The sequence below is a fragment of the Paenibacillus sp. S-12 genome, assembly GCF_030363895.1.
GTDB classification, from domain to species: Bacteria; Bacillota; Bacilli; order Paenibacillales; family Paenibacillaceae; genus Paenibacillus_B; species Paenibacillus_B alvei.
The window spans coordinates 188,076-210,184 of sequence record NZ_JASIUF010000002.1 but is presented as its reverse complement, the minus strand read 5'-3'; the positions used below and the strand labels follow the sequence as shown (position 1 = coordinate 210,184).

Below are 22,109 nucleotides of genomic sequence, written 5' to 3'. Positions count from 1 at the left end.
ACATGAAGATTGCCTATTCCCCTTGTCCAAATGATACATTTGTATTCCATGCCTGGGCGCATGGTCTTATACCGGGTGCCCCGGAATTAGAAGTCACGTATGCAGATATCGACATCACGAACCATCTCGCTGCTAGCGGCAATGGATTGGATGTACTCAAAATATCGTATGCTGCGCTGCCATGGGTGCTGTCCGAATATGCGCTTCTGCCTTGTGGCGGTGCGCTAGGCCGCGGCTGCGGGCCGCTTGTCCTAACGAAGGAAGGGACTTCGTCCCAAGCCAGCCCATCCAGCTTGTCCGGCCGCCGTGTAGCAGTTCCAAGTGAACGCTCCACAGCCTACTTGTTGTTCCGTCTATGGGCAGCGCAGAACGTGCCTGGCGGTGTTGGGGAAATTGTCGTGATGCCGTTCCATCAGATCATGCCTGCCGTTCGCGATGGCCACATTGATGCCGGACTCGTTATTCATGAAGCTCGGTTCACTTATCCATCCTACGGTCTTACCATGCTCGCCGACCTAGGCAACTGGTGGGAGGCTGATACAGGATTGCCGATTCCGCTCGGCGCCATAATCGCCCGCCGCACACTTGATGTGGATGCACTTGCTGGCTGGGCTCGCGCATCCGTCGAATATGCATGGGCACATCCGGAATCATCGCGTGAATACGTGTTGGCTCATGCACAGGAGATGTCCCCAGAAGTAACAGATGCCCATATTAACCTGTACGTCAATGAATTTACGAGAGATTTAGGAGAAGACGGCTATGCCGCGGTCGAGGCTTTGCTTGGCCGCGCGGCGAAGGAGGGTCTTGTTCCTGCCTTCGATCTTGCAGCACTTCGCTTGTAGTCTGCCGTATGATTCGCGAACGCTAGAGGTGTACCAAAAAATAGAGCGCCCGCGAGGAACGAGGGCGCTCTATTTTTTTCGCAGTCTAGCTATCGTCATAGTGATGCCAGAGCCGACTCTCGAATTGGGTTGCAGCACACAAAATGAGTGATAACTGCTATAGAGAGTCATATGCACTGTCTCTATTGGGATCGCCCATTCTTACTAAGTTGCAGTCCATTCGACATTTCCCAGCATACGCTACAACGAGAAATAAGATGCAAAAGCTGCCGACGTAAGCTTTTCATAGATGGGTCGTGTATAATAGTTTCGTGCTAAAGGAAATAGGCAAATAGAAACGAGATTCTAGGAAAACACTCCGAAGGATTCGCTCTCTTGCTGAAAACAACTACAGGAGTGAAAGTCCAATGGAAACATGGAAGAAAAATTTATGGATTCTATGGTTTGGTACATTCATTGTTTCATCAAGCTTTTCCATGGTTGTCCCGTTCCTGCCGCTCTTTTTGATTCAGATTGGTGTAAAGGATCATATTGAGCTGTGGTCGGGTATCTTATTTAGCAGCGTATTTCTAGCTGGTGCCATCTCCTCTCCGTTCTGGGGGGCAATTGGTGATAAATACGGTCGCAAGCCGATGATCATCCGAGCCGGAATTGTGCTATTTGTGACGTACATCATGCTGGCCTTTGTTACAAATCAGTACCAGCTGCTGGTGATTCGCATCTTGCAAGGTCTACTGACAGGCTTTATCCCGGGATCAATTGCGCTCGTCGGTACGAGTACGCCGGAAAAGAAGGTCGGTTATGCCTTATCGATGATGGCGACCGCCACCGCGACCGGGACCATTATGGGCCCGCTCCTTGGCGGCATCCTATCGAAGCTATTCGACAGCCGACTGACATTCGCATGTGCAGGTGTCTTGTGCTTGATTGCAACACTGCTCGTAATTTTCTGGGTGAAAGAGGAGAACTTCGTTCCTACCAAGGATAGCGGCTCGATCGTCAATACCATTCGGATCGCATCTGTCAATCGTCCATTTATGATTGTACTTCTGCTGTCTCTGTTGACTCAATTCTCGGTCATGACGATTGAACCCGTTCTGCCTCTCTATATTGTAGAGATCGGACATTCGGCGAAGGACGCCTCCCTAGTTGCAGGATTTGTGTTCTCGCTTGTTGGTATTGCAAGTATTCTATTCGCAGCAAGATGGGGGAAGCTTGCCGACCGTATCGGCTTCCAGAAGGTTCTTCTGATCGGCCTGCTTGCGGGTGGTATCGGTACACTCGCTCAAATTCCGTTCCAAAATATATGGTGGTTCTCGATTATTCGCTTTACATATGGCATCTTCTTCTGTGCTGTGTTCCCAGCATTAAATGGACTCGTAGTGCGGACAACAGATAGTGATTTCCGCGGACGCGCTTTTAGTTTGAACCAGACCGCGAATCAATTTGGCGGAATGCTCGGCCCGCTCGTCGGGGGAGCAATTAGCGGTATCTTCTCGATTCATATGGTATTCTGGGTCACCGGTATACTGCTGCTCGCTACGATGGGTCTGGCCTTCTGGACGCAGCGCACCGCTCCCGTACCCGTAAGTGCTTCTGGTATCAACAAAAAGGGATAATGTTATAAAGCACTAATCACTGCAAAATTTTCATAGTAATCATAAGGGGCTATCGTCGCTGCAACATGGGTTGCGAGTGATGAGCCCCTTTTCCATTCCCCAATAGAAGGTTGAGATTCTCCTTACCGAGTTGGTTCTTAATTTCTCCAATAGGTCGATAATATTGTCCGCCTATCGCCTACATACGCTTACTTCATCAGCGTTCACAATGTTCATTTCATATCCGTCCGCAAACATAATTGTGATTTGTCATCTCCATTTCATTAAAAAAGATGCTCCCTCAATTGAAGGGAACATCTTTTTGTTCGTCTTAATCTGGTTCGTTTACACAAGACTACTTACCCGGGTCACTTTTATAAATACGATCCCATTCTGCGGTTAAAATGACGTCTCAGGCCCTCTCCCAATAGATTGAAGGTAAGCACCGTCAGCAGGATCGCGAGCGCTGGGTAAAAGACAAAGGTAAATTTGCTTACATAAATATCTCTGCGTGTCTCTGCCAGCAAAGACACCCAGTTCATGCTCGTATTCAGGAACTTCATAGTGAAGTAATTAACCTCCACCCAGTTATGCGTCAAGAAAATACTCAATACGCCTAATTGTCCAATAAGCAGCATAACCTTGCCTACATCAATACAGAAGTTTATGATGATTTCCGGAACGAGTGACGGCATATAATAATTGCGAACCATGCGCCATCTGCTTAATCCCAGCGACTCCCCTGCCTCCACGAACAGTTCATGCGAGATATGGTTCGCTTGCTGCTGCACGATATATGCTACCCGTCCAACTTCAAGCAGAGCCAAGATCGGAATAACCCACATGATGCGATTGCTCGAGTATTGAATGAAAGGCATACTAAGCAATAAAATAGCCGAGAAAATAACAGGCAAAAACGTAAAGATTTGATTGAAACTTGTCAGTATCCAATGGGCAATCCCCTTCTGCTTATAGGCAAACAGACCTAAAGGCACTGCTATCATATAGCGCAGCAGAGCGATGCAAAATACAATATAAATCGTTTCCTTCGTCCCCACGACAAGCTTGCTCAAGTTGTCGACACCATTCTTATCGGAGCCGAGCCAATTCAAATCCGAAGGTTGGAACGGAGGCAGCATGAGCTTGCCCTGCTCTGACCATCTATGTTTTTCAGGCGACAGCGACTTGTCTATGAACGGCAATTCCGGACCGAGGAACATGACAAAGAGGATGACGGCCAGCATCGCCCCACCGATCCATAGGGTATAGTTTTTCAATGAGGACACTCCTTTATCTCGATCTCGGTGTAACGGAACGCTTCGCAATGAAGGAAATCCACTGGACGAGCACAATCATAATCATGAAGCAGCAGGCGATTCCAATGATAACGCCCGGCTCATAATTCTCACCAGATCCAAAGCTTGTATCATAATCAATCGCTTGGAACAAACGGTAGGCTGCACCCGGATAACTCATTAAATATTCGACCATTAGTAAATTAGACAGCAAGTATCCGAACAAGGAAGGCAAGTGGGACAATATCGTCCCCAAGCTGTTGCGGCCCACATGCTTGTACAAAATCATTCGCTCCGCCACGCCCTTCGCTTTCGCGACCTGAATATACATCTGGCCTTCTTGTCCTGCAATGGCGGCACTCGTAATTCTAGCAATATACATAGCCGGATATATGGAAACAAGTACAGATGGAATAAGAAAAGCATACCACTCTTTTTGCTCAAAAAAATGAATAAACGGCATATACCGAATTACAAACCATTGAATAAGCAGTACAACCATAAAGTCAGGCACGGACTGAAACAGCCACGTCGTTCCGTTCCCAATCGCATTCCATTTTGATTTGGATAGCTTATAGTCTGCAAGCCCCTTCATGACACCAAGTATCGAGCTTAGTAAAAAGCCGATCACGATAATCGTCAAGCTTTTCCCGATCGCTGTCTGTACTACAGCACCTATGGGCTCCACATAACGCGTTACTCCTAAGGTATGATCTACAAAGACACCGTGCAGGAAGCCTGTAATGTTGTCGGCATACTGCGACCAACTGAAATGATAGCTTGCCGACATCTTATAACCTTGCAGGCCAATATCGAGCTTGCGTGGAAATAACACGATAAGCACAACTACAAGTAATGCAAAAATGCTTAGGCATAGTGATTTCAACATATGCAGTACTAGATTCATAATTTCCTCCTGCGCACCCTCTCCAGATCCTTATGATAGTGATACCATATCATTCCTGCATTGTGAAGACTATGAAATACTGATTTGGATATTTAATCCATAAGGTGGATAGTTATTCGTCCCCCTACGCAAAAAAGCCGTCCATTCCCAATCCAAATTGAAAATGCACAGCCGTCGCGATTTTCTTTTTCTATGCTCCCGGATTACCGAATCTACGAATCTGCATCGCCCTTCTGACATACATATACAAAGGCTGGGGGGACATTCAAGAGTACAAAGTGGATGTTTTGAATATCGAAATAACGGGATAACTGCGGCTTCATCTGCTGGGAATATTGAAAGGCGATGAATAATCCCCCTGGCTTAAGTGAAGCATGAATTTGCCCAATGAGGTGTTCTCTTAGCTGCTGTGGGAAGTTGTAGAAGGGAAGGCCACTCAGCACGCAATCCAGCTGCTTTATGTTTTCTCGATCCAATACTTTGTCAAGCTCGCCAGCATCGGGATAACAAGCGTAGTCTGGAAAACTGTTCGTCAATCGGGCAAGCAGTATTGGATCTTTTTCAAATAAAAGAACTTTTGCCGCATCCGGCTTCACCGCATCAATGAATGTGGTAATTGCTCCTGTGCCCGCACCTAATTCAGCTACATGTTGTATCTCTTGCCATGCTACAGAGCCCAACATGCGCTGTGCAAGGAACTTAGAGCTAGGTATAATGCTCCCAATCTGTCGAGGTGATCGAATGAATGTTTTCAAAAATAAAAACTTTTCCTGAATGGTGTTCGTACTCATATGACTTCTCCCCTTCGTACTTCTTCCTGGATGTTCTTATCATATCCAACATGTCTTGGGATCATAGGGGAATTGTTCTGAAGAAGTAATAAATGAGTTCGTAAAGATTTCTGAATGGAATGGACAACTTCCATATCTATGCTTAATAGTAACACGGTAATTCTAAAAAACGTATAGAGGATATAAAAAAATCGCCCGCATCGAGTTGATCCGGGCAATCAGTAAGTTAGAAATGTATTCTGTTCCTGAAGCTTCCTAGCGTATCATCATATAGATTGCGTATGTCTGCATTTCGGATAGGTTGAGCATCCCCAAAATGCTTGTCCTTGCTTACTTTTTCTTCTCACCATTGGGGAGCCGCAAGTACAAGTCTTTGACGCAGTTGCTGCACTTTCCTTACTACCTTTCTTCCACTCTGCTTTTGCAGTTTCTATTTCCTGACGGCTTTTCTTCGAAGTTCTTTTGCCGGGATTCCACTTCCCCCATGAACGAAGCTTTTGTTCAATTAGTGCACCATGCCAATAATCTACTTTGAATTGCTCAGCTTCTTTCTTAGCTGGCCCAGTCAAATCTGAAGTCGTAACCAATAAGGACAGAATACAATCATGATTTCGCTTAGCTCCAACGAGTTCACGAACTGTCTGCACAGGAACCTTATGGTGACTTGCATAGCATTTCGCTTGAACAGCAGTCTTCTCTCCTCGTCGATCCGTAATCACAAGGTCCACGCCTCCGTCGCTTCCGCCGACCCCGACCTCTGTGACCCCATAGCCTTGATCTCGGAAATAAAGGGCCAACAGACGCTCAAACTCAACCCCAGTCAAATCCTCTAACTTACTTGATAAAATTGCTTCATCTTCTCGACAACGTGTTGAGGCTCTATTTATAGTCCCTCTCTTTGTCCGATTTTGGGACGCTCTCCCGTTCTTCTTCGGTGACTTCTTACCTTGAAGCGCAGCCATGATCGAGATCCCAAGCAAAATTGCGATTACAACAACCGCGATCAACATCCATTCATTGTTTCCCATGATAAATCTCTCTCCTGTTGTTCGTATATCAACATTTTACAACTTGGAAACATTTTGATAAACCCTTGAAATGTCTGCCTCCTACAGTTCCCCTCAATCAAGCAGCGAATAAAAAAATAAGCAATCCTTAAACAAGCAGCCAAAGCCAAAGAAGCCCTTATCCACCTTGTACGGTTGGTAAGGGCTTTACTTCTTGCAATATTTGTAATGCTCGAACCAAAAAGAACTTTCCTCTCCTCGATCCTCTATTCGTTTCGATCGCCAATCCATCGTCCTATGTGCCGAAGCGTTTGCGATATCCGCATTTGCGGCACAGCTCTTCCACAGCTTCTCTGCGAGAGAATCCATAGAACAGGTTGTTGGCTCGCTCACTTTCGACGATCTCTGAGAACGAGTCCTGATTCACGTTACCGAGGTTAATGACACCTTCCCCATCCAGGCAGCAAGGCACGACTGTACCATCGACCAATATCGCAGCTTGTGTGCGAAGCGCATGACAGAAGCCTTTGCCTTCATCTTCAGGAGCATTCAAGCTCGGCCATTCAAATTCATGGTCTTGATTCAAATAGACACGATCCGCAATTTTGACACCGCTGCCCGGAACGATCTTCTCTTCAATTCGGAAGTCCAAATTGAATTCTTTTTCGATAATTTCAAGCGTCTCGCGGTTGCGATTCCGCTCCATGTTTGTTTTATTATCTTGGGTCAAATTCCACAGCCGGAACGAGAAAATGACCTTATGCTCTTCAGCCTCACGCACGAACTCCAAAATATCGGCAAGATATTTGTCACGGTTCTCCGAGCCAATATGGCCATCGAAGCTGTGGAGCGAGAAGTTCATCTGGCGCAGCGCTGGCTTGCCAAGCAGCTTATGCTTGTTCTTGCGTATGAGCGTCCCGTTTGTCGTAATATTGACCTTAAATCCCTTCTCATGGGCTGCGTCCAATATTTCATCAATCTTCGGATGGAGCAGGGGCTCCCCTTTGACATGCAAATAAATGTGCTTCGTATGCGGCTTAATCTCATCTAGAATATGATGGAATGCATCCAGCTTCATGAAGTTCGCCTTGCGCTCCGTCGGCGGGCAGAATGTACAAGCCAGGTTGCATACGCTGGTCAGCTCTATATATACTTTTTTAAACATTTTCAAGATTGTTCCCCATTCTATTGTAGTAGTTCCGAACTTTCCTCATCCTCTACTATGCACGAAAACGCCCCTGCATTCAACTTATTCCAAGCGGAACATTCAGGCACTAACACGAAAGAGCATAATGCAGTCTACTGGAAATCCACACGACTGGAAAATCAGAGGGGATACCGTCATTAGATTCGAACATCACATTCTTTTCCTTTTCCTTTTCCTTTTCCTGTACAGAAAAAAAGACCCTTATCAGGAAGGGTCTCTCTGGATACCATTTCGCTTATAAACGTGAAAAACAGTCTCGTGCAAGAACAAGTTACGCATATACTTGCGTGCGATCATCAGAAAGTTCTTCAATCGTTATGTAATCAAAATGCGCCTCATATCCTTCGCCCTGCGGACTGCAGGCATAGATGCCCACTTGAATTGGTTTGGACTCCTGCTCGAACAAATGTGTCATGCGGAGCTGCTTCCAGGCAGAACCGTCAAGCGAGTAATCGACATAAAAATCATTGCTGATTCGTGAAATACGGAAATAAAGCGGAGCCTCGCCGTTATCGACTTCTTGGGTCGACCAATCCGAATAGCCGTGGTTAGTCACAACCGCGCCGAGCTTGTTGCTGGCATCCGGGATATACTCTACAGATGTTTTGAGCCAAGTGTCTGGCGAATAGCGAACCATTAATCCTGCCTGGTCATAACGGTGTACAGGATACGAGCAGACCTTCGTCGTCAATCTGAAGTTCCCTTCCAGCTCCCTATATAGAAAATGTCCATTATCGACCTGAAAGCCATAATGCGTCTTTTGCCAGTAGTCGGTTTCTTTGGCAGTACGAACAATGAGTCTTGCTGTTTCTTTATTGATTTCCCAATCCCGGGGCGGCGAGTACCACTTCAAACTGTTGTCCAATTGCCCATTGCTGAAATCTTCATTCAGCCGAATTGAATTGCTCATCTGAATTGCCTCCATGTCGTAGTCTCTCTTCATCATAGGAGGAATCAGCCGTATTGTACAGAGCAAAGCCCAAGGTTAAGGGAAACCATAATTTATGAAGTGACCTGTGGAGTATCCTGCTCCAAAATAATGTCATTCAATACAAGACGAACAGGTGCGCTGATCGTATCTCCTACCGGACAGGTGCGCTCAATGAACTGCACGAATTGTTCGACTTGCTCATAGGAAGCACTGGTCTTGACATGAATGTTGTAGCGAATTTCGGAGTAGCCTCGGCGGACGTCCGACTTGTTCATAAAGCCGTCCGTATCCAAATCCCCCTCGAGCTCAACAAAAAATTGCTCCAAATCAATATTGAACTTGCGGGCGTATGCTCTCGCCACAATGGACTGGCAAGCGCCTAATGCACACAGCACTACTTCTACCGGGTTCATTGCCGTGTCCGTACCGCCTAAAGATTTGGGCTCATCAATCGTTATCTCGAAATTTCTCGATCTGGCCTTTACAACCATACCCTTTTGCAAATGTGCAGTAGCAGTAAATGTCTCAAGTGGCATTCACACGACCTCGCCTTCCTAATTTTAACCAATATTATATCACGGTTATAAAATATGAATAGTATAATTTTGCATAACGCGATGAAAGGAAGAAAAGGAGACTGCAGCATTCTGCAATCTCCCCCCTGTTGATCGAGCTGTAAACCGGCAGCCCTTATTTCAACGACCACACCTGTGTAACCCAATCTGCATAAAAGTCAGGCTCATGAGATACCAGCAGCACTGAACCGTTGTAGCTGCGAAGCGCCTCAATGAGCGCCTCCTTCGCCCGCACATCCAAGTGATTCGTAGGTTCATCCAGTACGAGTACGTTGCTATCTGTCAGCATCAATTCACATAACCGCACCTTAGCCTGTTCCCCACCGCTTAACGAACTGAGCGGCTGCCGAATATGCTCCTCCGTTAGTCCAGTCATCGCAAGCAGCTTGCGAATTTGCTGCTGCGTCAGATCAGTACGGAACGCACATAGTTGATCGAGGGCTGTATCATCGGATACGAACACTTCTTGAGCAAAATAGGCAACCTTTACTCGTTCCCCTTGGTGCACGGTACCGTGTAATGGTGATAATTCTCCAAGCAAGGTTTTGAGCAAAGTCGTCTTGCCGACGCCATTATGACCGATAATCGCGATCTTCTCCCCTCGCTTCATGGACAGATTCAAAGGCCTGCACAACGGCTTGGCATAACCAACCTGCAATCGCTCTGCCTTGATAATTGTCCCCTCTGGCTCCATATTAACTTGGAATTCAAATCGCGGCTTCAAGCCTGATATCGGGCGGTCAATCCGTTCCATACGCTCCAGCATCTTCTCCCGGCTCTTAGCCTGCTTCGCCTTGCGAATCTTATTTTTCTGGACAAAATCTTCGAGTCTGGCAATTTCCTTCTGTTGTCTACTGTACGCTTCGTGCTGCTGGAGTTTATTAAGCTCGTATACGCTGCGGAATGCCTCATAGTTGCCGACATAACGCTTAATGTTCTGGTGTTCGACATGGAAGATCGATGTGGCAATCTCATTCAAGAAGGAATTATCATGAGAGATAACTAAGAAGGCTTCCTTATACCCCTTCAAATAGCCCTTCAGCCAATCAATGTGCACCTCATCCAAATAGTTCGTCGGTTCATCCAGCAGGAGAACATGCGGCTCTTCCAGCAGCAATCTCCCTAGAAGCAGCTTTGTCCGCTGACCTCCGCTCAGCTTCTCGACATCTCGATCCAGACCAATATCAAGCAGCCCTAGGCCTGCGGCGATCTGTTCCAGCTTCACTTCAATATCGTAAAACCCTGAGTGCTCAAGACGATGCTGAAGCTCTCCGTACTTGGCAAGCCACATTTCGAGATTTTCGGCATCCTCTGACATCTTGTGCGCAAGCTCCATTAAGCTCTGCTCCATGGCATACAAATGCCCGAATGCCCCCCGTAAATAATCTAACACTGTCGTGCCGGGCTGTAGGTCAATATGCTGCTGCAGATAGCCTACCTTTACATGAGGAAGCCATTCGACAGTGCCCTTATCGGGCAATAGCTCCCCAGATAGGATCCGCAGCAAGGTTGATTTTCCAGCTCCATTGCTGCCAACAACTCCAGCATGCTCGCCTGGTAGCAGGCGGAAACTAATATCGAGAAAAATTCGCTTATCCCCATGGTAATGGGTTACTTGTTCTACAGATAACATACTCATTTCATTCTCTCCTTTAACGTGTGCATAATCATGCTCAACGCCAAGCGAGAGAACAGCCTAATAAAGAGTTATTCAATTCGGTATGCAAAATAGGGCAAGGCGAACAAACGCCTTGCCCTATACAAATATCCCTATATAGATTCATCCAAAAAGCTTCAGGTTACGCCGCACTACAGCTGTTCTGCATAGTGATCGTGCGCCTAAGCTTCATAGAGACATACTTGTATATGAAAAAGGAATCGGTTCTTTATCTACTGTTCTTCGATTTGGCGTTAAGCTAAAAATGGGCAGACTTCTCCCGTCTTAAGCCAATTTCCGTTGAAGAACAGTTGACAATACCGCCATCCCCTTTCTAATCCTTATCCTCATAAAATGGTATTACGAGGAAAATGATACATGATCTATGCTAGTCCTGTCAAGAATATGCAAAAAACCGCTGAATCCGATGGATCCAGCGGTATGTATTCGTACGATGATTAAGCCGCGTTATCTACTACTTCCTTCGGCACCTTAATTTCGGCCACTTCATTGTGCTTAGAAATGGTGCTTGTCATTTTCATACTGATTGAAATCTTCTGTCCGTTCTCTTCCCCTTCGAGCACGAGTGTAAAGTCACTCTTCGTAGGGAAGAAATTATCCTTGTTCACACCATATGCCATCGTAAGCGTCTTGACGTTCATCTTGCCTAGCGCCTCTGCTGCTTCTGCGCCAGATGACTCGGACAACAACGTCTTCGCCAGCTCCTTGCCCTTATCGCCGGACACATCCGTAGTCATCATATACTCATTGCCTTCAAGAGTGATTTTCGCTTCCTTCTCCAGTGACTTGAATTTGTCCAAATTTTGCGTCAAGCTTGTTTGGCTTTTGATGTTCGCTTCCCATTGGCTCTTCAACTCATCTGGAACCTTGGCCCATTCGCCATTAACCTGAGAGTATACCCCTTCTTTGGCGAAATATTGTTTAATCGTTTGGTTTGTTTGGTCAGACACAATAGACGTATCTTGATAGAAGCCAAGCGGCTCCTTTGTGAAGTCGGTTTTGATTTTGATATCCGATTTTTGTTCCTGACTGCTATCGCCTTGAACTGCATTTACTTGCTCGACATGAACATCCAATGAATAGCTTTTCAATGTCTTATCTGCCTCAGTTGCCTTTTGAATCAACTCTTCCGCCGTAGGCGTTGATTTGCCGCAAGCGGTTAATCCTATAACTACCACGATCCCAACTAGTACTGCCTTCCACTTTTTCAAAATCGTCTGCCTCCCAAAATAGAATCCTTTCTCATCTTAACGAATCTATGACAGCAGACAAAGTGAGCATAGCCCTAATCCGATACAGTAACTAGTAGGATAGGACTATTCATCAAATAAAAAACCGCCGAATCCATAGATTCGACGGTTTTGGATATGCACTTGCAATTATTTTACGCTGTCCAATACTTCTTTCGGCACCTTAATTTCGCCAATCTCATTATGCTTGGAGAACGTGCTGTTCATAACCATATGAATTTCAACTTTTTGGCCTTGCTCCTCTACGTCCATCGTCATATCAACATCAGATTTCGTAGGGAGATGCGTATCCTTGTTCACACCATATGTCATTTTAATGCTTTTAATATTCATTTGATCCAACATCGCTGCCATTTGCGGGTTGCTATTCGAACCAGATTGGCTCATTAACGACTTCGCCAGTTCTTTCATCCCGTCACCGGACAAATCTGCAGTCAAGATATAGTCATTTCCTGCTTCGGATACTTTCGTATCTTTCGCAATCGATTTGAATTGTTCCAAGGACTGCTCCGGGCTTGCCCCTTTTTCGGCACCTTCCAGTACTTGCGCCTTCATATCATCCGGCATCTTCGTCCATTGCCCGTTCATTTGTGAATAAACGCCATCCTTCGAAATATACTGAACAATCTTTTGCTCGCCTTGTCCCGTTACGGTCATTGTCATTTCTTGATACAGGTTGAACGGCTCTTTCGTTATGTCGCTTTTCAGCTTCATTTCTGTATTTTGCTCTTGCTTCTGCTCCCCTTGGCTAATCGTAAGATCCGTCTTAATTTGGGCTTCCATAGCGAAATTCTTGAGCGATTTGCTTGCATCAATTGATTTTTGAATAAGTTCATCGACAGATGGAAGCGAAGCTTCTTTTTTCTCCGTATCAGTTGTCGTCTGTGCTGTAGAAGAGCTGTTTGTTCCGGCAGCGTCTTTTTTATCTCCACAAGCCGTCATGCTTACTACTAATATTGCCCCCAATAATAGTGCAACCCATTTTTTCAAAATTTTTACCCCCTAAATGTTAGTACACTTACTCATATTAACCAATGCATACGTCTCTGCAACAGGGATTTTAGAACTAAAACATGTGTCAAAACCGTAGAGGAAACTAGATATTTAGACCTAGTTAACGTAAAATTTATTCATTTCTGGCTGTACAGTCTATAATCATCCTATACAGACATATACGTTCTTCGGAGGATTCATGCATTGAAAAATCTACTTGTCACCGGCTACCGAGCACATGAGCTTGGTATTTATAGCAACAAGCATCAAGGCATTCCTTATATACGCAAGGCTATTGAATCTCGGCTAATCCCCCTTCTGGAGGAAGGGCTGGAATGGGTCATTACTCCTGGACAATACGGAGTCGACTTATGGGCTTGCGAGACTGCCATTTCGCTGAAGAGTCAGTATCCTCAATTGAAGTGCTCAATCATAACGGCGTATGCCAACCCAGAAGCACAGTGGAGCGAGGAGAAGCAGGCCTATTTTGAAGAAATTATGCGCGGCATTGATTATTATGGAACGGTAAGCAATGCGCCCTATAGCGGCAAGTGGCAGTTCATTGCAAGGGATGACTTGCTCTTTCGCAAATCAGATGGCATTCTGCTCGTCTATGATGAGGATGCTGGGGAGGCAAGTCCGAAGTTCACGAAGGAGCGTGCCTTGAAGAAGCAGGAGGAAGAAGGCTATATCTATATCAGTATCGGAGCAGAAGAGATTCAGGCTATCGCCGATGAGGAAAGAAGCAATATGTTCTTCGAATGAGGAATATACGGAATGAAAGATCCTGAAAAAAGAAAAAAGAACCTGCTTATGCGATTGACGGGCGGGTTCTTCTGCTTGCGCAAATTAGTTCAACCGATCCAGCATCTCGTACTTGTTGCCGCAAGGGTCTTTGAAATAAACCGCGTATTAGGTCGGACTGATCGGCATATTAGGATTGGGAAGTTTGCTCCCGAATTGCAGCCAATACGTCTTCCCAGTGCAGCTTCATCTGCTCACGCGTAACCGGGTGATCCAAATTTTCCTGGTGGAAACTGATCGTTGTTTTGTCTGGTTGATTGGACAGCAGCCGAATTTGCAGCGTGGACGGCTCCACCCACTCCTTCTTCGACCATCGTAAACGGAGCTGCTGGTACGGTTTGACGACCCGGAATTGGCCGGAAATGCCTTCTGCGGATCGAAAGGTCTCCCCCACGCTAAAGGACAGGGGCGATACGGTTCCAATCCATAGCTTCAAGCCTTCGGCAGAGGTTAGGTACGCCCATGCTCGTTCTGGCGAGATCAACAGCGTTCTTCGAACCCCTACCTGATAGCCCATCGAAGCCGTTAGACCGACAATCTTGTTCGATGTGGATCTTTTACTTATCATTGTATCCCTTCTCTCATTTTTATTGTCCGTACTTACAACGCACAAAACTATCAGGGACTCACCCCCCTAACGAACAACTCGATGCTCGACTCTATAAATGCCTGAAGGGATACTTTCGTAATCGTCGTCGCCCCAAATAGCTGTGTCATAAATGCTCCGTAATTCATCCACATAAACGTGATCGCCTGCGTTTCTGCGTCTATCTGAATCATTCGATTTCTACTCTGCATGTCGGTAAAATATTGCGTCAGCAATTCCAGCAATTTGCGCGGATGCTTCTGAGCCTTCTCACGGATTTCGATCAATTCGTCGTCCCTTAAGACGATGAGGAACAATTTGCGATTACGGTCCATGATCTCATGATACATCTGGCTAATCCCAAGCAGATCCTTCCTCAGATCCCAAGTCACTGTCTCGTTAAAGATCCGGGTCATTTCAACCGAATAATGATAACGGTCAACCGCATTCTCCAGCAAATTGAGTTTGCTCCCGAAATTACGGAACAAGGTCATCTCACTGACGCCCGCTGCTGATGCGATTTCCTTGGTCGATACACCCTTGTAGCCTTTCTCAGCCATTAAGTCGATGGCAGCGAGCATCAGCCTGCTTTTGCTGTCCAAGGTCTGCTTGTCTTTCACATGATCACCTTCCTGGTACTCTTCGAACGATACAATAGATAGTTAGTGCTCACTAACATTTAATATGTTAATATTATCCTTATCTATCCTGAGTGTCAATGACCTTTTTTGCGGTGTTGCATGCAAACAACCGATTGACGCTGTATAAATAAGAGCTGTGTATTTTCATGGGTTTTGTTCTACATGAGAAGAGTTCAGCTTTTTCAACAGTTTGATCGGTATTTGCGCTCTGCAGTATTTAAAATTTTTCTGCTCGTTAGCGTAACAATTATTCCTCGATAAATAACAACAGCAACAGGATACAAGAATTCTGTTGCTGTTAGCAGTTTTGTTCTGTTTTGTCGCTCCACCACATTATTTCCCGGAAAATGTTGCGCCCCAACATATTTTCACTCGTTCCACTTAAACGAAACTAGATTCAAGTCTTATACTTTTCCTAGTAATCTATCTATTGCCGGCTTCGTGAAGCATGCCAATTGATCGGGCAGCTCGTTCAGGGAGAACCAGCGCATATCCCCGATTGCTCCGTCTGCCTCATTATTTCGCGCTTCGCCTCTCTGTACCGTCGTATCGAAGATAAGTGACACCCAGTGCTCTTCATTTTCGGGACGGATCGTTTCCGCTGTGCAAAGCAATTGGGTTACGGTAATGTCGAGGTTAACTTCCTCTTTCACCTCACGGATAACGCATGCCTCTAACGATTCGTACATATCCAACTTGCCTCCAGGAATGCTCCATGTCCCTTTTTCCGGATTCCGATTGCGCTTGACCAGCAGAATTTCGCCTTGGTGATTGCGAATTACCGCTCCTACACCTAATTTCGGAATTGCTGTTATCTGATTTGAAATCGTCATTATCAATCACCTCGTATCGAATATTCACTCATTAGACTGTTCAGATTCTGCTATGGTTTCATAAAAAAAGGAGTCGCACATTGAGCGCACTCCTCTATTGATATAGATATCCGGCTTACTTGAACCAGCCCTTCTCCTTAAAGCGCGTAATCGCCTCAATACGATTACCCACATTCAGCTTGTCGAGAATAACAGAAATATAGTTGCGCACGGTTCCTGTCGTGATATACAGCTCAGAGGCAATTTCCTTCGTGTTCTTGCCGTCTGCAATCAGGCTGAGCACTTCCTTCTCTCGTTCCGTCAGCGGATTTTCCTCTGCATAAGCCTCATCAACCAATTCCGAAGCATAGATGCGTCTGCCCGCCATAATATTGCGGATCGAGTCTGCCAGTTCCTCGCTCGGGCTGTCCTTGAGCAAATATCCATTCGCGCCAGCTTTTACAGCTCTCTCAAAATACCCCGGACGGGCAAAGGTTGTCAGAATGACGACCTTGCAATCGGAGCCCTTCAATTCCTCGGCCGCATCAAGCCCACTTTTTCCCGGCATTTCAATATCCATCAGGCAAATATCCGGATTGTGCTGATGAACGAGCTTCACAGCCTCATCTCCATTACTTGCTCGTCCGACAACACTCATATCCTCTTCCAAATCCAGCAGAGACGCTAGCGCTCCAAGCAGCATCCGCTGATCTTCCGCAATAACAATTCGTATCACGTCCCCACCTCCTTAATCGGTTGTTTCGTTATGATCGGCACTCGAATAATAATGGTCGTCCCTTGATCACATACAATGTCCATACTTGCGTTAATAAACTCAAGCCTTTCCTTCATTCCCAGCAAGCCATTCCCTGTTGATTGAATGCTGCTGTCTATTCCGATCCCATTATCCTTTACCTTAACAGTATGCTCAGTCGGAGAGGTCTCAAGCTGAATCGAGCAGACCGTTGCATTGCTATGCTTCACGATGTTCGTTACTGCTTCCTTCAAGCACATACTGAGTACATTTTCATGCAAGAGAGAGAGATTCGTAAACTTATCGCCTTCCAGCCTGAACTCAATTTGAGCTGCCTTCAAAATTTGCTGGATGCGGAACAGTTCATCCTCCAGACGCGTCCCCCGCATTTGCGTCACCAGTTCCCGCACTTCCTTCAATGCCGTTCTCGCGGTCTGCCGCACATCATTGATTTCCGCTTGTGCTCGCCCGGGATGTTTATGAATAAGCTTGCCTGCAAGGTCGCTCTTCAGCCCGATTAATGACAGCTTCTGACCGAGTGTATCATGCAAATCACGAGCTATGCGATGACGCTCCTGCAGCTTAACGAGCTCGGCAATCCGCTTGTTGGCATCCTCCAGCTCCCCCTGCAGCTTATCCCGCTTATTGCGGTTATAGGTTGTTACAGGCAGGAGGATGACTCCGATCATACTGACTAGGACAAACGGAAGCTGCGTAATGAGCACAGGGTTCTTCGTTACAAACCCATAATTAATTGTCACAATGGTACTTATAAGGTGAATCGTATACAGCGTAATAAACCCGATCTTATGTTGAATGTTCCCAATAAAAAACGCTAAGAACAGTGAAAAATAAACATACCCAAACAGCACGGTCATTGTAATCGAAATGATCACTTGGAAGGCAGTCCAAAAGTAAACCCACCAGCCTTTTGATACAAACGACAGCACATAACAGCCGAAGAACGCTAGGATCATAACGATTCCGATAACAACTTCATACGGTGAAGAGGCCCGAAAAATAAAATAAAAAGGAAGGATATAAAAGACCACCCATACATACGGGCTCAATCCCGTACTCCTGTGAAATATATGGTACCATTTCTGCATGGTTGTCCCCTCCTTCCCTTACGCCATATTTAATTGTATCTTACCATAAATGATGCCAGGCAGTGCTTATTATTCCCCTTGCATGCCTGCTCTTGGAGCCGGCTTGATAGAACTTCTAATGCGGCCTGATTTCTGCAGCAGCAACTGCTTGTGTTCCTTGAAGCTAACGAATACCTTTCTCTCTTCATCCCATAGTCGGAATCGGAGCGATTTCAAGCTCGTATGCAAGGTGATCGTCGTTGCCTTCTGCAGCGGGATGGACGCATCATGCGCCTTCTCCAAATTGTAGTTCGGCACCTTCGGGCTCAGATGATGCACATGGTGGAAGCCGATGTTGCCGGTTATCCATTGAAGCAGCTTCGGCAGCTTGTAATAGGAGCTTCCTTCTACGGCCGCCTTCACATAGCTCCATTCATCCTCATGCTCGAAGTACGTCTCCTCGAATTGGTGCTGCACATAGAACAGCCAGATGCCGAGCATGCCCGACAAGAAGAAGATTGGCCCTTGGATCATTAGAAATGCCTGCCAACCAATGGCCCAACACAGCAATGTATATAACACTACAATTGCAATATTCGTAATGTACGTATTCACTCGCTCCTTACGCTTCGCACCTTTACTATTGAAGCGATACGCAATAAGGAAGATGGCAATCGGCCCGATGCAGAGCATAACCAGCGGATTGCGGTATACACGATACACAAAACGCGTCCACCAGGGAGCCTCCTCGTACTCCTCAACCGTCAGCACCCACATGTCGCCAATTCCCCGTTTATCTAGGTTGCTGCTTGTGGCATGATGGATAGAGTGACTGTGCTTCCATTGCTGGTACGGAACAAGGGTGATCACCCCTGTAATCGTCCCAAGTATATCGTTTGCCTTCCGGCTCTTAAAAAATGATTGATGACAGCAGTCATGAAATATAATGAATGTCCGAATGACAAAGCCGGACGCAATTACGACGAACACGAGCGATAACCAGTAAGATACCGCAAGGCTTGCATAGGCGGCATACCATAGAGCCAAAAGCGGCAAAATCGTATTGCATATTTGTCGAATGCTCGATCGCATATCGATCTGTTCATACGGCGCAACTTCCTTCTTCAAGCTAGTAAGCTTCGAATCGGCCATCGTGTCAGTTCCCCCTAAATTGTTAACGAACATAGGTGATATCGCGTAATTCCTTAACTTAATAACCTTAAGTATAAAGAATCCGACAAGCACGCAGTAGTCACAAACGTCAGTTGGAGGACATGATAAATGTCATATAGGACAGTGTGTCGCAGTTAGTCCAAATACTACTGTTTTCCAAAGCCAATGTTAGAACAAAACAGCCTGCTCTATGAGCAGACTGCTAGATCAACCTTATTTATGAAGCGCAAATCGAACCGCTCTACCAATCAAGCCGGGTAATACCGATAAATGTCCTTCACCGGGAAAAACGTGAAAATCAACGGATAAGCCGTTCTCCTCCAGCTTCTTCAAGCGCTGGTGCATCTCTTCCGCATTATGTAACATCCGGTTCGGATGCGAGGCCTCCTCTTCCCCGACGGTCATGAGCAGCCGCACAGGGGATGGATCAGACTCCACAGCACGGATCGACGTAAAGGTCTTCTCCGCCTCCAACACGCAGCGATTGCTCCACCAGATGGAGGGGCTGCCCGCAATATAAGTCTGGAACAGGTCAGGCTTCGTGAACATCGTATTCAGCGTGAACAAGCCCCCAAGCGAATGACCGAATAGCGCTTGCTTGGATCGATCTATCGGATAAGCCTCTTCTATTTTCGGCTTCAGTTCCTCCTCTATATAGCGAAGGAAGTTGTCGCCGCCGCCTGTAGGCGGCCATTCCTCCCCGCCCGGTCTTGGCGGCAAGGATGCGCGATCCGTTGGAGGCGTTAGTTCATAGAAGCGATCCGCAGGAAAGTCCCCTTCCGTCAAATAACCAATCCCCACAACAAGCAGCGGACCGAAGCCGCGAATGCCTCGCCCCTTCAACACGCGTGCCGACTCCGCGCAAAGAGGAAATAACGCGTTGCCATCGAGCACATACAGAACCGGGTATCCCTCCGAAGGAGCTTCGCCCTCGGGAACACTGACACTAATTCGGTAGTCTCGGTTCGTATGCGTAGACACCATATTATATACCGTAGAACGCGGCAGCGTAATCGGTTGTTCTGCTATTTTCATGCTGGTTCCTCCCCTATTGATGCGGAATGAATTCCGATGACTCTGCCGAGGCCAATATTATGCCTTTCTAGCATTGAGCTATTTCGGAGCTCGATACAGCAAATAAATAAAATACGGAACGCCGAGCAGCGCCACAACGATACCTGCCGGCAGTGAAATCGGCGCAAAAATCGTTCTGCCGATATAGTCCGAAACCACAACGATAACCATCCCGATAATCCCGCAAACGGGCAGCATACGATGATGGCTCACACCGACCAGCTTCCGCGCTATATGCGGTGCAATCAAGCCGACAAAGCCAATGCTGCCGGATACGGATACACAAGCACTGACAAGACCAATGCTGGCTATCAACAGCACATTCGTCTCCCGATTGACCGCCACGCCAAGACTCATCGCACTGTCGCGCTCGAATTGCAGCAAGTCTAACTTCCTTGACTTAAACCAGATGAAAGGGACGCAAATGATAAGCCATGGCAATGCGGCTACAACGTAATGCCAGTTTGCATTCCACACACTTCCTGACATCCACACCGTTGCCATCTCAAAGTCCTGCGGGTTCATCTTCAACGAAATATACATGGACAAGGCGCCGAGACCTGATGCTACCGCAATACCGACAAGAATCAAGCGCTGCGGATCCAATCTGCCTCGATGCCATGAAAATGCAAAAATAAAGATGGCTGCCAGCAGTCCACCGATAAGTCCGAACAAAGGCATCGCCATCACAGCAAACCAATCTGTGCCGACGATTTTCCCTTGGAAGAAAAACATAAATAGTACGACTGCTGCACCGGCACCGGAGTTTATGCCCAAAATGCCTGGATCAGCAAGGCCGTTTCGCGTAATGCCTTGTATGACAGCGCCTGCTGTGCCCAAGCCGAGGCCCACTATAGCAGACAGCACAATGCGCGGCAATCTGAACTCGAAAATGACAAGATCATGATCCGGCTGCGGGTTAATACGCAGTAGCGTATCGACGACCTCTTTCACAGTCATGTCAAAGACACCGTTCGTCGTGCTAACATAGACAGCGGTTAAGAACATAGCAATTCCTACGCCAAATACAATCCACCAACGAAGCAATGAATCTCTATGCACGTTCTCCCCCTCCTTTTTTGCGAATGAGATAGAGGAAGAATGGAACACCGATTAAGGCTGTCACTACACCAACCGGAGTTTCGAATGGATAGTTGATGAATCTGCTGAGCACATCAGCGAGGCCAAGGAACAATGCCCCCAGCAAGCCTGCACAAGGCACCGTCCATCGGTAATCGAGTCCAACCAGCATGCGTGCAATATGGGGAACAATTAAGCCAACAAAGCCAATTTTACCTGCCAGCGCCACCGAAATACCGGTCAAAATGACGACTGAAGCGGTTGCAAGCAGCTTCACGAAAAATGTCTTCTGCCCTAAGCCAGCCGCAACATCCTCGCCGAGCGAAAGTGTCGTAATTGATCTGGTGACGGACATCGCTAAAATAAATCCAACAATGGCAAATGGAATAACAAGCTTAATTAATTGGGGATCCAATTGATGAAGCCTTGCATTATACCAGAAGCTGATGTTTTGTGAAATTTGAAAATAAACTGCAATCGCAGATGAAATGCTGCTGAGCAGCGTTCCAATAACCGTTCCGACAATCGCCATCTTCACCGGTGACAACCCTCCTGGAATCGTGGAGGCCAACCCCCACACGACGGCGACGCCAAACAATGAACCTAATAACGAAAAGAAAATCATTTCAATGGATGATGCAGAAGGAACCAAAATCGTGCACAACGTAATGACGAAGGCCGAACCATCAGATACCCCCATAATAGAAGGGGATGCAAGATAGTTTCTTGTCATCCCCTGCATCATGGCCCCTGATATGGCTAGAAACGCTCCGATCAAGAGCGCTCCTATTACCCTCGGCATGCGCGAGTGCATAATAATTTGATGATCTACATTGTCCGGATTGAAATGGAATACGGCATTCCATACGGTATTCGCATCAATGTTCTTAGCTCCATATAGCACGGATAATACGATGACCGCCACCATGGCAATTGGTGACAAGATCATAATTGCAATCGCCAATGCCTTCTTATTATGCATATCGTACCAACCTGTTGTTTATTATTTGAACAGCCGAA

General features: G+C 46.5%; 22 protein-coding genes. 3 read left to right on the top strand and 19 right to left on the bottom strand.

The window, feature by feature from the left end; genetic code table 11:
- Nucleotides 1–2 precede the first annotated feature (2 nt).
- Complete coding sequence (locus NO352_RS00955; protein ID WP_289354743.1) at nucleotides 3–845, top strand: 1,4-dihydroxy-6-naphtoate synthase; 843 nt, start codon at nucleotides 3–5, stop codon at nucleotides 843–845.
- Between the two features lie 407 nt (nucleotides 846–1,252).
- Nucleotides 1,253–2,464 carry an MFS transporter gene (locus tag NO352_RS00950; RefSeq protein WP_268620061.1) on the top strand — a complete coding sequence of 404 codons (1,212 nt, stop codon included), beginning with the start codon at nucleotides 1,253–1,255 and terminating at the stop codon, nucleotides 2,462–2,464.
- 353 nt (nucleotides 2,465–2,817) lie between these two features.
- Here the strand turns inward: NO352_RS00950 and NO352_RS00945 are convergent, their stop codons facing one another.
- The 10 genes from NO352_RS00945 to NO352_RS00900 all read right to left on the bottom strand — a co-directional run bounded on the left by NO352_RS00945 (nucleotide 2,818) and on the right by NO352_RS00900 (nucleotide 13,074).
- On the bottom strand, nucleotides 2,818–3,729 hold the full coding sequence (locus tag NO352_RS00945; RefSeq protein ID WP_268598271.1) for an ABC transporter permease: 912 nt from the start codon (nucleotides 3,727–3,729) through the stop codon (nucleotides 2,818–2,820).
- Nucleotides 3,730–3,733: 4 nt separating this feature from the next.
- Nucleotides 3,734–4,645 (bottom strand): ABC transporter permease subunit, encoded by a 912-nt coding sequence (locus NO352_RS00940; RefSeq protein ID WP_289354742.1) that lies wholly within the window; start codon nucleotides 4,643–4,645, stop codon nucleotides 3,734–3,736.
- Between the two features lie 212 nt (nucleotides 4,646–4,857).
- Nucleotides 4,858–5,436, bottom strand: coding sequence for a class I SAM-dependent methyltransferase (locus NO352_RS00935; RefSeq protein WP_005542878.1), 579 nt, complete (start codon nucleotides 5,434–5,436; stop codon nucleotides 4,858–4,860).
- A gap of 266 nt (nucleotides 5,437–5,702) precedes the next feature.
- Complete coding sequence (locus tag NO352_RS00930) at nucleotides 5,703–6,464, bottom strand: restriction endonuclease (RefSeq protein ID WP_005542879.1); 762 nt, start codon at nucleotides 6,462–6,464, stop codon at nucleotides 5,703–5,705.
- Nucleotides 6,465–6,738: 274 nt separating this feature from the next.
- Entirely contained in the window at nucleotides 6,739–7,614 is an 876-nt protein-coding gene (locus NO352_RS00925) for a radical SAM/SPASM domain-containing protein (RefSeq protein WP_289354741.1), read from the bottom strand.
- Between the two features lie 307 nt (nucleotides 7,615–7,921).
- Nucleotides 7,922–8,560: a DUF1349 domain-containing protein gene (locus tag NO352_RS00920; RefSeq protein WP_289354740.1), complete on the bottom strand. Its 639-nt coding sequence runs from the start codon at nucleotides 8,558–8,560 to the stop codon at nucleotides 7,922–7,924.
- A gap of 92 nt (nucleotides 8,561–8,652) precedes the next feature.
- On the bottom strand, nucleotides 8,653–9,117 hold the full coding sequence (locus NO352_RS00915; protein WP_005542885.1) for an OsmC family protein: 465 nt from the start codon (nucleotides 9,115–9,117) through the stop codon (nucleotides 8,653–8,655).
- A gap of 154 nt (nucleotides 9,118–9,271) precedes the next feature.
- Nucleotides 9,272–10,795, bottom strand: coding sequence for an ABC-F family ATP-binding cassette domain-containing protein (locus tag NO352_RS00910; RefSeq protein WP_289354739.1), 1,524 nt, complete (start codon nucleotides 10,793–10,795; stop codon nucleotides 9,272–9,274).
- 476 nt (nucleotides 10,796–11,271) lie between these two features.
- Nucleotides 11,272–12,045 carry a DUF6612 family protein gene (locus NO352_RS00905; RefSeq protein ID WP_289354738.1) on the bottom strand — a complete coding sequence of 258 codons (774 nt, stop codon included), beginning with the start codon at nucleotides 12,043–12,045 and terminating at the stop codon, nucleotides 11,272–11,274.
- Nucleotides 12,046–12,213: 168 nt separating this feature from the next.
- A complete protein-coding gene (locus NO352_RS00900) occupies nucleotides 12,214–13,074 on the bottom strand; it encodes a DUF6612 family protein (RefSeq protein ID WP_005542890.1) in 861 nt (286 codons plus the stop codon).
- Between the two features lie 207 nt (nucleotides 13,075–13,281).
- Between NO352_RS00900 and NO352_RS00895 the strand changes: the two genes are divergently transcribed.
- Nucleotides 13,282–13,842 (top strand): SLOG family protein, encoded by a 561-nt coding sequence (locus NO352_RS00895; protein ID WP_005542891.1) that lies wholly within the window; start codon nucleotides 13,282–13,284, stop codon nucleotides 13,840–13,842.
- A gap of 169 nt (nucleotides 13,843–14,011) precedes the next feature.
- Here NO352_RS00895 and NO352_RS00890 read toward each other — a convergent pair whose 3' ends face one another.
- The 9 genes from NO352_RS00890 to NO352_RS00850 form a co-directional block, all read right to left on the bottom strand.
- Nucleotides 14,012–14,449 carry an SRPBCC family protein gene (locus tag NO352_RS00890; RefSeq protein ID WP_289354737.1) on the bottom strand — a complete coding sequence of 146 codons (438 nt, stop codon included), beginning with the start codon at nucleotides 14,447–14,449 and terminating at the stop codon, nucleotides 14,012–14,014.
- A gap of 50 nt (nucleotides 14,450–14,499) precedes the next feature.
- On the bottom strand, nucleotides 14,500–15,087 hold the full coding sequence (locus NO352_RS00885) for a TetR/AcrR family transcriptional regulator (RefSeq protein ID WP_268620069.1): 588 nt from the start codon (nucleotides 15,085–15,087) through the stop codon (nucleotides 14,500–14,502).
- Nucleotides 15,088–15,512: 425 nt separating this feature from the next.
- Complete coding sequence (locus tag NO352_RS00880) at nucleotides 15,513–15,941, bottom strand: NUDIX domain-containing protein (RefSeq protein ID WP_289354736.1); 429 nt, start codon at nucleotides 15,939–15,941, stop codon at nucleotides 15,513–15,515.
- A gap of 115 nt (nucleotides 15,942–16,056) precedes the next feature.
- Nucleotides 16,057–16,656 (bottom strand): response regulator transcription factor, encoded by a 600-nt coding sequence (locus NO352_RS00875; RefSeq protein ID WP_005542897.1) that lies wholly within the window; start codon nucleotides 16,654–16,656, stop codon nucleotides 16,057–16,059.
- On the bottom strand, nucleotides 16,653–17,783 hold the full coding sequence (locus tag NO352_RS00870; protein WP_289354735.1) for a sensor histidine kinase: 1,131 nt from the start codon (nucleotides 17,781–17,783) through the stop codon (nucleotides 16,653–16,655). Before NO352_RS00870 ends, NO352_RS00875 begins: the two co-directional genes overlap by 4 nt.
- A 69-nt stretch (nucleotides 17,784–17,852) precedes the next feature.
- Nucleotides 17,853–18,914 carry a Delta(5) desaturase DesA gene (desA, locus tag NO352_RS00865; RefSeq protein ID WP_289354734.1) on the bottom strand — a complete coding sequence of 354 codons (1,062 nt, stop codon included), beginning with the start codon at nucleotides 18,912–18,914 and terminating at the stop codon, nucleotides 17,853–17,855.
- Between the two features lie 234 nt (nucleotides 18,915–19,148).
- Nucleotides 19,149–19,970: an alpha/beta hydrolase gene (locus tag NO352_RS00860; RefSeq protein WP_005542902.1), complete on the bottom strand. Its 822-nt coding sequence runs from the start codon at nucleotides 19,968–19,970 to the stop codon at nucleotides 19,149–19,151.
- 78 nt (nucleotides 19,971–20,048) lie between these two features.
- Nucleotides 20,049–21,017: a FecCD family ABC transporter permease gene (locus NO352_RS00855; protein WP_157266613.1), complete on the bottom strand. Its 969-nt coding sequence runs from the start codon at nucleotides 21,015–21,017 to the stop codon at nucleotides 20,049–20,051.
- A 46-nt stretch (nucleotides 21,018–21,063) separates the two neighbouring features.
- Nucleotides 21,064–22,071 (bottom strand): FecCD family ABC transporter permease, encoded by a 1,008-nt coding sequence (locus NO352_RS00850; protein ID WP_005542905.1) that lies wholly within the window; start codon nucleotides 22,069–22,071, stop codon nucleotides 21,064–21,066.
- Between the last annotated feature and the right edge of the window lie 38 nt (nucleotides 22,072–22,109).